The sequence below is a fragment of the Blattabacterium cuenoti genome (assembly GCF_014252275.1).
In the GTDB taxonomy this organism is placed as follows: domain Bacteria; phylum Bacteroidota; class Bacteroidia; order Flavobacteriales; family Blattabacteriaceae; genus Blattabacterium; species Blattabacterium cuenoti_O.
In genome coordinates this window covers 28,862-44,186 of sequence record NZ_CP059214.1, presented here as the reverse complement: position 1 = coordinate 44,186, position 15,325 = coordinate 28,862, and the positions used below count along the sequence as shown (strand labels likewise).

The window sequence follows — 15,325 nt, the reverse complement described above, 5'->3', positions numbered from 1 at the left end:
ATTTTTTGAAATAATAAGAATATCTTTTTTTGAAAATTATTTTTATATTATTTATTAAAATAATGAACAAATATTTTCATTACTATAAATACTATTTTTTTAAAAAAATCAATATTATATAGAATGATGAAAACAAACATCAAAAATATTTTTATGTAAGAAAAAAATAAAATATGTTTTTTATAAATTTTCATTTAAAAAGATGAATATTTTTTAAAATATATTATAATTCGTTGATGAAAAAAATTATTGGAATTTTTATGGTTTTTTTAACGTATTAATATATTATTATCTATTTATCTTCATATCAAGATTTATTTATGAATTTCATTTTGTAATAAAAAAAATCATAAGGATCAATGAATATTCTTTTCAATAATTACTATGAAATAAAAGAAAAATTTTTAAAATTCAAAAATTTGATAGATAATATCGTGTGTTATCTTCAATGAATAGGATAAGGACGATATGATGTCTTTCTTTTTTTTTATAAAACTTTGCAAAGTTTTATTATTGATCATTTTGAACATATACATTTCACAAAGAATAGATACATTTAAATTTTTTGATTTAATAGAAGATGTTTAATCATCTTTTTGTTCTATCATAATTTCTTTTATTTTATTTGCTGACTCTTCTAACGAATTTGTATAATAAATAGATAATGAACTATTCTCTAGAATTTTTTTTGCTTTATTTTCGTTTGTTCCTTTTAATCGTACGATTAATGGCATTTTATTTCGAAAAAAATATTTCTTTATATTTTTTTGATATGAACTGATAATACCTAAAGCAACTGTATCACATCGTACAATTCCTCCAAATATATTAATTAAAATAGCTTTTATTGATTTTTCTTGCAAAAGAATAGAAAAAGCTTGTTCTACACGTATTTTATCAGCTGATCCACCGATATCTAAAAAGTTAGCTGGTAATCCTCCACAGGATTTAATCATATCCATAGTAGCCATAGCTAATCCTGCACCATTTACCATACATCCTATATTCCCTTCTAATCTTAAAAAATTAAAAGGAATGTTTTCATATGTATCATCATCTTCTTTATTATTATATAGAAAATTATAATATTTTTTTTTGTAACGAAATACAGCATTATCATCTAGGATACATTTTACATCTAATGGAATAATTTTATTATTCAAAGTTTTTATCAAAGGATTTATTTCTAATAATAAAGCATCACTACAACAATAAGCTTTATAAAATAATTTCATAAAAATTTGAAAATTTTTTAATGATTCATTATTATTAATGATTCCTAGATTATACCCTATTTTTCTAATTTGGAACATTTGCAAACCTATCAATGGATCAATTGATTCTTGATAAGTTTTCTTATCATTGGATGATGATTCAATATTGATTCCTCCTTTTTTAGAATATAAAATGATATTTTTTTCTTTTTCTCGATTTACTAGAATTGATAAGTAATGTTCCTTAGGATAACTAGGTTCTGATATATATATGTCTTCCGATAATAAAATTTTCTTTACTAAAAATCCTTTTTTATTCGTTTGATGAGTTTTTAAAAATTTACCTAACATATTTTTAGATTCTTTATAGACATCATCTAATGTTTGTACCTTTTTTATTCCTCCTGCTTTTCCACGTCCTCCTGCATGAATTTGAGCTTTAATAACAAAAGATTTTTTTTTCGTCTTTTTGAATATAATTTCAGCAATTTTTACAGCTTCTTCTGGAGAAGAAGCTACCATTCCAAATGGAACATGAATAGAAAAGTATTTTAATAATTCTCTACCTTGATATTCATATAAATTCATCGAGTTTACTTTGTAAATAAAAGTAAATTTAAAATTTTTAAAAATAAAAATCGTTAATTTGAATGATATTTTTTTATAATATTATTATAATAATTTTTTTTAAAAAATATTATACTTTATCAAGTATTATGTATTATTAAAAATAATAGTAAATATGAAAAAAAATAGCAAACTACTTCTGTAGAAAAAATGCATGGAAATATGTTTATCCTCATTTATTCATAAAGAATTAAAAAATATACAATTAAAATGATTTTTAAAGAGAATTGTTCAATTAAACATCTAATAAAAAAGCCATACGTGGAAAATTTTAAATCATCTCCTATTTTTCTAATGATTCACGGATATGGAAGTAATGAAAAAGATTTATTTTTTCTTCTTGAAAAAGATCTACCAAAGAATTTTTTTGTGATTAGTTTGCAAGGAATTTATACGAAAGAATTTGATAAATATTATTGGTATGATATAGATTTTTCTTATGGTAAAAAGATTTTTGATGTAGTACAAATGAAAAATACAATCAAAAAAATATCAAATTTTTTAGATAAAGTCACAAAAAAATATCAATGTAATAATGTATGGTTATGTGGGTTCAGTCAAGGAGCAATTTTAAGTTATGCCATTGCTTTAAGTCATCCACAGAGAATAAGAAAAGTAATAGCTTTAAGTGGAAATATTGAAACTGGAGTATTGCATTCTAATGATAGAAATCAACATGATTATCAATATTCAAGAATAGAATTTTTTATTTCTCATGGAAAATATGATACAATTATTCCTCTTAATTTAGCTAGAGATAGCATAGAATTTCTTAAAGAAAAAAAAATATCAAAATCCTCTTTATATTATAAAGAATATGAATCTGGACATACATTAGATGATTTAAATTATAAAGATCTCATAAATTGGATAAAAAAAAAATGTATTTAAAAAATGAAAAAAAATACGAAAATAATATCTTTCCTATTTATATTTTTGATATCTACTTTTTTCTTTTTTAAAGAAAAATATATTATAGGATTGTTTTTTATCCTATTAAGTTTTATTCCTATTTTCTTCATTTTTAGAAATGAATTTCTTATTTTATCTCTTTTCAAAATAATAAGAAAAGATTTTAATGGATTAGAAAAATATTTAAAATGTATTAAAGATCCTGAATCACAATTAACAAAAGAACAAATATCTTATTATTATTTTTTAAATGGAATCCTATATTCAAATAAAAACTTATTGAAATCAGAATATTACATGAAAAAATCATTGGATCTTGGATTAAGATTAAATGAAAATATAGCAATTGCCAAACTGAATATAGCAATTGCTCATTTATCAAGAGGAGATAAAAAAAATGCAAAAAATTTTTTGTTAGAAGCAAAAAAAATGGATGCATCTGGAATGTTACGTGAACATATTCAATTTATTTATATAAAAATGAAAAAAATGAATGAAAATTGTATGATGAATCCATTTATAAAGAGATCGTTATAAATCTAATTTTTTATGGATGTATTCTTCTTTTCCATCCATAAAAAATTTTATCGGATTTTCTATAGATTCTTTAATAGAAATTAAAAAATTAACAGAATCTTTTCCATCAATTAATCTATGATCATAAGATAAAGCTACATACATAATAGGACGTATATGAATAGATTGATTAATTGCAACAACTCTTTCCGTAATTTTGTGCATTCCTAATATTGCACTTTGTGGAGGATTAATGATTGGAGTAGATAACATGGATCCAAAAACTCCACCATTTGTAATAGTAAATGTTCCACCGGTCATTTCATCTATAGAAATTTTATTATTTCGAACTCGATGTGATAATTCATTAATTTTTTTTTCAATTTCATAGAAAGATAAAGTATCTGCATTTCTTATGATTGGAACCATTAATCCTCTTGGTCCTGCTATGGCAATACTAATATCAAAATAATCAAAATTAATTTTTTCATTTCCATCAATCATAGCATTTACATCCGGATAAAGCTTCAGAGATCTTACACAAGCCATTGTAAAAAAAGACATAAATCCTAAATTTACTCCATGTTTTTCTTTAAAACGTTTTTTATATTTTTTTCTTATAAGAAAAATTTCTTTCATATCAATTTCATTAAACGTTGTTAAAGTCGCCGTTTGATTTTGTACAGATACTAATCTTTCTGCAATTTTTCTTCTCAAGGATGATAGATGGGTGATTTTTTCTTTACGATGAACTTTTTGAAAAGTTTCATTTTCATTAGATTCAATTTCATGTGTTTTCAAAAAATTAATACAATCTTTTTTCGTAATCATTCCACGTTTTCCAGTTCCTTCAATCGATTCTAATGAAATATTTTTTTCTTTTAAAAAGGAGATAGATGAAGGAGATGCTTTTTTTTCTGTTTTTTTATTATTTTTTCTTAATTGAAGATCTTCTTTTCTTTTTTCATTTTTATGATTTGTATTAGTGTCGATTAAGCATAAAGTATCTCCAACCTTTAATTTATTTCCTTTTTTGGTCATCAACTTAATGATCCCATTTTCTTCTGCAACAATTTCAAGTGTTGCTTTATCCGAATCAATTTCGGCAATAATCTGTCCTTTTTTAACAGATTCTCCATCTCTAACAAGGAATGAAGAAACTTCAACTTCTTCAATCGACTCTCCTGGAGATGGAACTTTTATTTTTATTATCATAATGTATTTATGTGGAATTTCAATTATATAAATGCTTGTTCTAAAATATTATTATGAATTTTCAAAAAATTTTCATATGATCCTGTAGCGGGACTACAATTTTCTGAAGGAGCAATAACACGAATGGGAATTGAATTACCTAAATTCATGAAAATATAACTCCACAATCCCATATTTTTTGGTTCTTCTTGAACCCAAAAAATTTCATTTATTTTTTTATAATTAAAAATTGTTTGATGTAACTTTTTTATATTAAGAGGATATATTTGCTCTATACGAATTAATGCAATTTTAGTATTTTCCATGAATTCTCTTTTATTTAACAAATCATAATAAATTTTACCAGAACATAAAATAATTCGTTGTATCTTATTTTTATCTATGATCGTTAAATCGTCTATTACTTCTTGGAAAGACCCTTCTGAAAGATCATTAATCGATGACAAACATTTTTTATTTCTAAGTAAACTTTTTGGAGTAAAAATAATAAGAGGTTTTCGATAAGGTAATTTTACTTGTCTTCTTAATACATGATAAAAATTTGAAGGAGAAGTACAATTGACGGCAAAAATATTATTTTTTGCACAAAGTTGTAAGTACCTTTCTATTCTTGCTGAAGAATGTTCTGGTCCTTGACCTTCATACCCATGAGGCAACAATAAAACAATTCCGTTTCTTATTTTCCATTTACTTTCTCCAGAAGAAATATATTGATCTATGATGATTTGTCCTCCATTTCCAAAATCTCCAAATTGAGCTTCCCATAAAGTTAATACGTTAGGGGAAACCATAGAATATCCATAATCAAATCCCAAAACTCCATATTCTGAAAGAGGGGAATTTACAACTTGCATTTTTCCATTTCCTATATGGTTAAGAAGAAAAATATTTTCTTCATTCTCTGTTTTAATCATGGCATGTCTATGAGAAAAAGTCCCTCTTACTACATCTTCTCCTGATAAACGAATATTCCTTCCTTCGTATAAAATTGTTGCATATGCTAAAAGTTCTGCTATACTCCAATCTACACATTTTTCATGATTGACCATATGTAATCTTTTTTGGAAAAGATTCTTTGTTTTTTTAAAGAATTTTTTCTTTTTAGGAAGAGTAAAAATTTTTTTAGAAATTTCTATAATTTTGTCTTTCGAAAATTTTGTATTTACTTTTTTAAAAATATAAGAATGATCAAAAACGATAGGATAATTTTCCCAATTTTTAATTAAAAAATAATTTAATGTATTCCATTTAACATTTTTTCCATATTGATATTTTTTATCAAGAATTTGTTCATACTCCTTCTCCATATTTTCAATATCATTTTGATTAAGAATTCCTTCTTTTTTCAATTTTTTCTTATATACATCATATATACTAGGATACTTAGAAATCATCTTATATAAAATAGGTTGTGTAAACCTTGGTTCATCCCCTTCATTATGTCCATACTTCCTATATCCTATTAAATCAATAAAAACATCCTCATGATATCGCATTCTAAAATCTATTGCAAAAAATATAGATTTCATAACAGATTCAATATCATACGCATTTACGTGTATAACAGGGGACATCATTACTTTAGCCACATCTGTACAATACATACTGGATCTTCCTTCTTCAGGGCTTGTAGTAAATCCTATTTGATTATTAATTACAATATGAAGGGTTCCACCTGTTTGATATCCATCAAGTTTAGATAACTGTAATACTTCATATACCACTCCCTGACCAGATAATGATGCATCTCCATGAATAAGAATAGGAATCACTTTTTGATATTTCTTTTGATCATTGTTATGATATAAATCTACTATTGCTTTAGACATTCCTTCGACTACACTTGTCACCGTTTCTAAATGAGAAGGGTTAGGAACTAAATAAATTTCAACATCGATTCCTCCAAAAGTTTTTCTATTCTTAAAAAATCCCAAATGATATTTTACATCTCCAGAAAAATTCTTTTCTTTATATTCTTTTCCATGAAATTCACTAAATATTTGTGAAAAATCTTTTTTAAGAAAATTGGAAAGAACATTTAATCTTCCTCTATGAGACATTCCCATAATAAAATTTTTAGTCAAATATTTTTTGGAAGCATATTCAATTATAGATTCTAATGCAGGTAAAATTGATTCGTTTCCTTCTATTGAAAATCTTTTTTGTCCTACAAATTTTTTGTGTATAAAATTTTCGAAACAAACTGATTCATGGAGTTTTTTTAAGAAAAAAAATTTTTCTTTACTAGAAAATAGCATTGAATTTTTCAAAAACCATTTTTCAATCCAATTAATTTTTTCAGAATCTAGAATATACATATATTCTATTCCTATAGATTTGCAATAAATATTTTCTAGGGAATGAATAATATTTTTTAATGAAGTGATCTCATCACAAATACCTGATAATTTTCCTGCTTGGAATGGTTCATTTAGTTCTTTTTTAGACAGACCAAAGGATTCCAAAGAAGGAAAAATTCTTTGATTTTTAATAATTGGATTGATATAAGCAAAAAGATGTCCTTTTTTTCTATAATATTGGATTAAATTATAAACAATAAATTCCTTATTCATTTTTCCATGAAAATCCGTTTTTTTTTCATTATTATTTTTAATAATTGGATTTTCTAAACCATTTTTTTGACCAAAATCAAATCCGCAAAAAAAATTTCTCCAACTTGATTCTAATGAATGAGGATCTTTTTTATATTCTTCATACAGAGATTCTATATCTTTAAAATGAATAGCATTTAGAAAAGAATATCTATCTTTCATACACTATTTTTTTTCAAATTTAAACATTTTCAAAATGTATCAAAATGAATTATTTTAATTATTATTTGAAAATGTTTTTTTTATAAACATCATGATATCATTTAAAATGAATTGAAATCCACTGATTTTATTTCCTACTGCTGTAGAAAAAAAGGATGTTCCCCAACATGTTCCTTTAATATAAGGAATCATTTTATTCATAATTTTATCAGCGTGAATATTTTTTTTATTAATAATATCATCAGATATTGCAAGAAAAATCATCAATTTTTTATTCTTTATAACCCCTATTATTACAAATAAATTATTAATATTCTCTCTCATATTCAATATAATTTTTCTTATTACTTTAATTTCAAATTCCGTTTCATTCTTTATATTAAAATCGCAGATGTAATTGATAGAATTAAATTGAATAGATTTTTTTTCATAATTTTTTTGTAATTCCTTTACATTATATAAACACATTTTTTTTATTTTTTCTTTCATTGTTTTATTATCCTTTTTTAAATTTTGAACCTCCTTTATAGGAGATATAGAGGAATTTAAATTTTTCATAAATGCATGATATTTTATGCAAATATTTTTTAAATAAATCATTGCATTTTTGTATGTTATTGCCTTTATTCTTCGTATTCCATGAGAAATTGAATTTTCCGATAAAATTTTAAAAATATGAATATCTCCAGTATTTTTTACATGAGTTCCAATGCATAATTCATTAGATTTTCCAAAAGATACTAAACGTATTTTATTTTTTTTTCTATAGATATTTTCAAATGTTTCTTGATAATGAGGAATATGTTTTTTTGCTTCTTCTATGGAAGAAAAAATTTCTTCTTTGAAAGGGATGTGATCAAATATGAGTTTTTGAACTAAATTTTCTATTTGAATTAATTTTTCTTCAGAAATTTTTTGATAGTGAGAAAAATCAAATCTGATATAATCATCGCCTATATAGGATCCTTTTTGATGAATATGATTTCCTAAAATTTTTTTTAATGAAAAATGTAGAAGATGAGTTGATGTATGATTAATTTCTATATTATTTCTTCTTGATATATCTACAATCGTTTTGAATTTATGTGAAACAAATTGTAAAGGAAAATCCTTTACCGAATGAATAATGACAGAATGCTCTTTTCTCGTATCAAATATAAAAATTTTTTTAAAAAAATCATTTTGTATATATCCGGTATCTCCTATTTGTCCTCCACTTTTAGGATAAAATGGAGTTCTGTTAAAAACTAATTCGTAATGATGAATGGCATCGTCCTTTTTATTTATTATTTTTCTATATTTTGTAATAAATACATTATCACATTCAATTTGTTTATAACCTACAAAAGAATCTTCATGGGAAGGGAAAGGATCATATTTATATATTTGAATCCAATCATTTTTCTCATTTTTAAAAAAATTTTTTTTCGCTCTTTCTTTTTGTTTTAGTAATTCTTTATAAAACGAATGTTCATCAATTGATATGTTATTTTTTTCAGCGATATTTTTAGATAGTTCGAAAGGATATCCATAAGTATCATGCAATTTAAACAATGTTTTTCCATCAATAATTTGATTATTATTTTTTTTAATATTATCAATAATATGTAAAATTTTTTTTTCACCTTTTTCTATAATTCTTAAAAAAGAAATTTCTTCTTCTTTGATAAGATTAGTTATATAACCTATATTTTGTTCAATATTTGGAAGAAAATTCTTTATTAATGGAATAAAAGAATTCACAAGATGATAAATAAAAGGATCTTTTTTACATAAAAAAAAATAAACGTGAATGATAGCTCTCCTTAAAATTTTTCTTATAATATATCCAGCTCCATTATTCGATGGGGATTGTCCATCATAGATAGAACAGATCACTGATCTTAAATGATCAGTAACAATTCGAATAGAGGACTGTTGATGGAAATTTTTATGATCATAAAAATTTCCTAAAGATTTTTGTATATTTTCAATCATTGGAGAAAATATATCTGTATCGTAACTAGATGTTTTTTCTTGAAGTACCATACAAAGTCTTTCTATCCCCATTCCTGTATCTACATGTTTAGTTGAAAGTTTTTTTAACGTTCCATTGGATTTTCGAAAATATTCTATGAATACGATATTCCATATTTCTATGACTTTAGGATGATTTTTATTGATCAGGTATTTTCCATGGATATTTTTTTTTTCTTTTTCATTTCTAAGATCTATATGAATTTCTGTACAAGGACCACAAGGACCGGATTCGCCCATTTCCCAAAAATTTTCTTTTTTTCCAAAGAATAAAATATGTTCTTTATCTAAAAAAAAATTCCAATATTTTAAAGTTTCTTTATCAAAAGATAGTTGGTCTCTTTGATCTCCATAAAAAACAGAAACATACACATTGTTTTTTGGGATATTATAAACATTAATTAATAATTCCCAAGCCCATGTGATTGCTTTTTCTCTTGAATAATCTCCAAACGACCAATTTCCTAACATTTCAAACATAGTATGATGATAATTATCATATCCTACATTTTTTAGGTCATTATGTTTTCCTGTAATACGAAGACACTTTTGAACATTTGCAATTCTTTTATAATCTGCTTGAATGTTTCCTAAAAAAATATCTTTGAAAGGATTCATCCCTGCATTAATAAAAAATAATGATGGATCGTGGTAGGAATGAATTGGATAAGAAGGTAAAATTTTATGATTTCTTTTTTTGAAAAAATCTAGAAAAATACTTTTAACAATATTATATTTCATTTATGATGAAAATTGATTTGATTGTTTATTTTATAATTTTTCTTTACCACATAAAATATTTATTGGATTTGTATATTTTAAAAATTTTTATAAAAAAATAATTTATTTTTTTATTAATGATTCTTGTTTACGATAAGAATAATAAGAAAAAACTGCAACAATAAAAAAAATAGTTGTACTATAATATACCCATTTTGGAATGGAAAACGGATCTCCCTTTGCATAAGAATGCATTCCAGACAAATAATAATTCACTCCAAAATACGTCATGATAATAGAGGAAATGGCTATCGTACTACAAAAATTAAATAGAAATGCATTGTGAAGAACGGGAATCATTCTCATGTGTAAAATAAAAGCATAAATTAAAATACTAATAAGTGCCCATGTTTCTTTTGGATCCCAGCTCCAATAACGTCCCCAACTATTATTCGCCCAAATTGAACCAAAAAACGTTCCTGTAGTTAATAAAAAAATTCCTATTGTAATACATAATTCGTTAATAATCGTTAATTTTTCTATATTTTCTTGTATTTTTTCATAAAAATTATGATAAAAATAGTTTCTCAATATATATAATATTAATACTAAAAATCCTAATAAAGATCCGGTAAAAAAAAATCCATAACTTGAAGCAATAGTTGCCACATGGATGATCAACCAATGGGACTTCAACACTGGTACTAAATTATTTATTTCCGGATCCATCATACTTCCATGAGATATCATTAATAACATAGAAGAAATTAATGGAGTAATTCCTAAAACAAATTGATTTTTTTTAGAAAAAAAAAGTCCTATGCAAATGACAAGACAACTAATAAATATAGAAGATTCATATCCATTAGTCCATGGAGCATGACCCGAGATGTACCATCTAGTGATCAATGCAAGTATATCAATAGTAAAAAGGAGTAATAAAATAGAAAAAAAAATTTTATAAATAATCAATGATATATTTCTTTTTTCAAAAAAAATATGAAAAAACGAATTAATGGTTATTATAATTCCAATAATAGAATAAAAGAAACATAAATAATAAAAAATATTTAATTTATTATAAATTATCTCAGCGGAGATTTTTTCATCACTTGGAATAATTGATTTACCATATTTTATTTGATATAATTGAATTTTTTTTATTTCGTTATCAGATATGTTCCAATTTTTTTCATATTGTGAACGAAATAACGATTTTAGATAATCATTTAACATTGATATTCCTACATAATTTAATTTTCCTGATTCTGGGATAATCCAACTAGACCATGTATGATTGTGATCATTAGGAATAGGAAACATACAAATGTACTTCCCTTGAAAAATTTCGTGAATGATCCCCAAACGTTCGCTAAGATTAATTACTGCTTTGTCATATTCGTTTCGTTCCATAGGATCTTTGGAAAAAGATTTTTGATAATCTTCTTGAAGAATAAATGTAATTTCTGATGTTTTAGGATGAATCTGATAAAGATCCATCATAGATACATAATAATTTTTATTTGCTTTTACTTTTTTTATAAAATCAGGTCCTCCTTTTTTATCTACTTTTATAAAAGGGACTTTACTCCAAAAAAAATTATCCTGATGAATAGAAATATACCATTGATTGGCATCAAGATTTCCTATAGTATTTTTTTTATGTATTTTCCTTAAAAGGTCAATGGCCATAGTATTAATTGGTTTTATTCTTCCTTGATAATCCTGAACCAATAATCGAGAAAATCGATCAGAATGTCTTTTAGGAATATGGATGACATCAGAAAGATTTTCTAAAGATATTTTATTTGATTGGGCATTGTTGTGTGAATATGCAAGATTTTGATTGATAAGAATGAAGAAAAAAAAAATGAAAAATAACATCTTTTTTTTATAAGTTATATTTTTTAATTTTCTTTTTAAAAGATGAAATCTGGTCCCTTTCCAAAAGAAAGTAACAAACATCCCTACAACCATTAAAAAATAACCAGTATAAGAAAAATATGTACCTAAATAATCGTTATTTACAGTAAAATGCGTTCCTTTTTGATCAGGATCATATCCAGACTGAAAAAAACGATATCCCTTATAGTCTAATACATTATTCATATAAACTGAATCATTTTTTTTATAATTTCTTTTTTTATCTATTATCGTAACATAACTTTTAAAAGAAGAAGGAAAGTTAGATCCAGGATAATTTTTCATATCAAACTTATTTAATCGCAAATAAAATGGTAGACTCCTTAATATTGAACCATATCCAATGGATATTTGATAATTGTCAATAAAAAATGGATCACTCATTTTTAATGAATTTTTTCCTCCTAAAAAAGTTCGTATTTTCTCTTTTTTATGAAAAGAAATCATAGCAGTGATCGCATTTAAAGGACAATTTTCATTGTTATTATTACCCGATGGAACATATTTTCGTTCTCCATAAATCAGTCCTTCTGGGATGACCCAATACAATAACAAATTTTTTTGTATTTGAATTTGATACAAATTTCGAATATGTAATTCATTCACTGTTCCTTTAGATAAAAAAGATACTTTCCTATTTTTCATGTTCATACATTTTATTGGAAAAGAAGATTTTATATAAAGTTTTTTGTTTTTTTCAAACACATTCACTCCTATGGGAATCTCTCTATTCAGAGAAAATAATAATCCATTGATATTCATTTTTTCTCCATCTTTAATAAAAAATTCTACTCGTCCTTGACGAGTGGAAGAAACAATTTTAACGAATTTATCTTTATGATTGGAACGTGATATAAATACTTCTGAACAAGGAATATAACGAGTAACCTTCATTATAATTGGATCTCCTTCAAAATAAAATTTTTTTTTATATTGATCATGATGAAAAGACAAAACATAAGGATCATAGTATATTTTACTAGAAGAACCATGTTTAATCTTTATTTTCATATAACTTTTTTGAGAAGAAATATTTCGTTTAATTTCTCCTTCTCTTATAGACATAATTCCTTCAAAGCTTAAATATCTTGAACAAAATCCTCCAATAAATAGGAATATGAATGATAAATGAAAAATAAAAACAGGAAACTTTGTTTTTCTCCATAAACGATATTTGCATATATTTCCTATCAAATTAATGAACATTAGAAACATAACAATTTCTAACCATGTAGATTCATAAATAAAAATTTTTGAAAAAGAAGTAGAATACCTTTTTTCTAAAAAGGTAGCAATCATCAAAGATAATGAATATACTATAAATAAACTTAATGTAAGTTTTGTGGAAAAAATTAATTTAATAATATTTTTTATGTATTTTTTTATCATTTTATGATGATTTTTAATCCGTCGTAAGCGACATACACATTGTTCGGTAGTTGTTTTTGTATTTTATCATGAAATCCTAATAAGTGACTAATATGTGTTAGAAACGTTCTTTTTGGATGAATAGTTTGAATAATATGTAAAGTGTGTAATAACGCATTGTCCATTTTTTTTCTTAATACATTAATTACCAATGTGTCTAATCCTTTCAATTTTTTCATCGTTTGTATAGGAATTTCACTAGCATCTGTGATATATGCAAAATTTTCTAATCGAAATCCTAAAATAGGAAGATTTCCATGCCATATAAACAATGGATAAATTATAATACATTTCTCCGATTTGAATGAGTATTTTTTATGAAAATTTAATTCATGTAAAGATATTTGCGAAATGTTTGTTTTTATTTCTTTTGAAGTTTCATAAAAAAGATGAAAACATCTCTTTCTTATATTTTCTAAAACTCTTTTTAATCCATAAACAGGAATAATCTGTTTCTTTTTCACATTTATTGGTCGTATATCTTCTAATCCTCCAATATGATCATAATGTTCATGTGTAATAAAAATAGCATCTATTTTTTCATAATTATTGTCAAGCATTTGAAAACGAAAATCTGGACTACAATCGATCAAAAAGCATTGGTTTCCTTTTTCAATAAAAATTGAACTCCTTAATCGTTTATCTTTTGGATTTTGAGATAGGCATACTGGATGATTAGACCCAATAATAGGAATACCTTGAGAATTACCAGTTCCTAAAAAAGTAATTTTCATATCTTTAAACATTGGTTTATGATGGTTCTTTGAATTTCATTCAATAGATTTTTTTTCTCTTTCAAAAATTCTTTTACAGAATCTCTTCCTTGTCCTAAGTTGTAATTTTTATAACTAAACCATGATCCATTTTTTTTAATAATCCCAATGTCTACTCCTAAATCTAGAATTTCTCCTATTTTTGAAATTCCTTCTCCATATAAAATATCAAACTCAGCTATTTTAAATGGAGGAGATAATTTATTTTTGACTACTTTTACTTTTGTTCTATTTCCTAATATTTTATCACCATTCTTAATAGGAGATCCTTTTCTTATATCCAATCTAATTGAAGCATAAAATTTTAAAGCATGTCCTCCCGTAGTTACCTCTGGATTTCCATATGCTCCGATTTTTTCACGTAATTGATTAATAAAGATCAAAATGCTTTTTGATTTTCCTATACTGGATGTTAGTTTCCTTAATGCTTGAGACATTAATCTAGCTTGTAATCCAATTTTTGATTCACCTATTTCTCCTTCTATTTCGCTTTTTGGTGTTAAAGCGGCGACTGAATCTACTACTATAATATCTATTACTCCTGATTGTATAAGACGGTATACGATATCTAAGGCTTGTTCTCCATTATCTGGTTGAGATATAATCAATTCTTTAATGTTTACTCCGATTTTTTCTGCGTAAAAACAGTCAAAAGCATGTTCTGCATCAATAAAACTAGCATATCCTCCTGATTTTTGCGATTGGGTAATTGCGTGTAATGCTAAAGTGGTTTTTCCAGAAGATTCTGGACCAAAAATCTCAATAATTCTTCCTTTTGGAAATCCTTTAATTCCTAGAGCAATATCTAAACTTATTGATCCAGATGAAACGATTTCTAATTGTTTTGCAAGATTATAATCTCCCATACGCATAATCGTTCCTTTTCCATAAATTTTATCCATTTTATCCAAAACGGATCTTAATGATTTTTTTTTTTGTTCAATTTTATCATTCATAGTTTTGAATATTTACAAAATTTTTCATGAAATGAAAAGTCCATCGCTATGAATATTTTATATGATTTAACGTTCTTTTTAAAGCAATTGTTTTTCAAAATATTTCTTGAATAAAACTATTTTATTTGAACATGTTAATATCAATTTCCTATTTAATGTTCATGATGGAATAAGAACCAAATAAAATCGATTTTCTATATTTTATTTATAAATCCTAAAAAATAAGTTTGATAAATGTTTATGTTGTTCTT

Annotated in this window: 9 protein-coding genes; 2 read left to right on the top strand and 7 right to left on the bottom strand. The window is 24.5% G+C overall.

The window, feature by feature from the left end; all coding sequences use genetic code 11:
- Positions 1-584 precede the first annotated feature (584 nt).
- The gene (gene sucC, locus H0H42_RS00180; RefSeq protein WP_185868537.1) at positions 585-1,802 is read right to left on the bottom strand and encodes an ADP-forming succinate--CoA ligase subunit beta; all 1,218 of its coding nucleotides are present in this window, start codon (positions 1,800-1,802) and stop codon (positions 585-587) included.
- 300 nt (positions 1,803-2,102) lie between these two features.
- Here sucC and H0H42_RS00175 point away from each other — a divergent pair, with 300 nt between their 5' ends.
- Positions 2,103-2,732: an alpha/beta hydrolase gene (locus H0H42_RS00175; protein WP_223843690.1), complete on the top strand. Its 630-nt coding sequence runs from the start codon at positions 2,103-2,105 to the stop codon at positions 2,730-2,732.
- A gap of 3 nt (positions 2,733-2,735) precedes the next feature.
- The gene (locus tag H0H42_RS00170) at positions 2,736-3,290 is read left to right on the top strand and encodes a tetratricopeptide repeat protein (protein WP_185868535.1); all 555 of its coding nucleotides are present in this window, start codon (positions 2,736-2,738) and stop codon (positions 3,288-3,290) included.
- Here the strand turns inward: H0H42_RS00170 and odhB are convergent.
- The 6 genes from odhB to recA form a co-directional block, all read right to left on the bottom strand.
- On the bottom strand, positions 3,285-4,484 hold the full coding sequence (gene odhB / locus H0H42_RS00165) for a 2-oxoglutarate dehydrogenase complex dihydrolipoyllysine-residue succinyltransferase (RefSeq protein WP_185868534.1): 1,200 nt from the start codon (positions 4,482-4,484) through the stop codon (positions 3,285-3,287). The genes H0H42_RS00170 and odhB overlap by 6 nt on opposite strands.
- 23 nt (positions 4,485-4,507) lie before the next feature.
- Complete coding sequence (locus H0H42_RS00160) at positions 4,508-7,258, bottom strand: 2-oxoglutarate dehydrogenase E1 component (RefSeq protein ID WP_185868533.1); 2,751 nt, start codon at positions 7,256-7,258, stop codon at positions 4,508-4,510.
- Positions 7,259-7,312: 54 nt separating this feature from the next.
- The gene (gene alaS, locus H0H42_RS00155; protein ID WP_185868532.1) at positions 7,313-10,015 is read right to left on the bottom strand and encodes an alanine--tRNA ligase; all 2,703 of its coding nucleotides are present in this window, start codon (positions 10,013-10,015) and stop codon (positions 7,313-7,315) included.
- A gap of 102 nt (positions 10,016-10,117) precedes the next feature.
- Positions 10,118-13,306 (bottom strand): cytochrome c biogenesis protein, encoded by a 3,189-nt coding sequence (gene ccsA, locus H0H42_RS00150; protein ID WP_223843689.1) that lies wholly within the window; start codon positions 13,304-13,306, stop codon positions 10,118-10,120.
- On the bottom strand, positions 13,303-14,079 hold the full coding sequence (locus H0H42_RS00145; RefSeq protein ID WP_185868736.1) for an MBL fold metallo-hydrolase: 777 nt from the start codon (positions 14,077-14,079) through the stop codon (positions 13,303-13,305). The genes ccsA and H0H42_RS00145 overlap by 4 nt, the downstream gene beginning before the upstream one ends.
- Positions 14,076-15,074, bottom strand: coding sequence for a recombinase RecA (gene recA, locus H0H42_RS00140; RefSeq protein WP_185868531.1), 999 nt, complete (start codon positions 15,072-15,074; stop codon positions 14,076-14,078). The genes H0H42_RS00145 and recA overlap by 4 nt, the downstream gene beginning before the upstream one ends.
- Between the last annotated feature and the right edge of the window lie 251 nt (positions 15,075-15,325).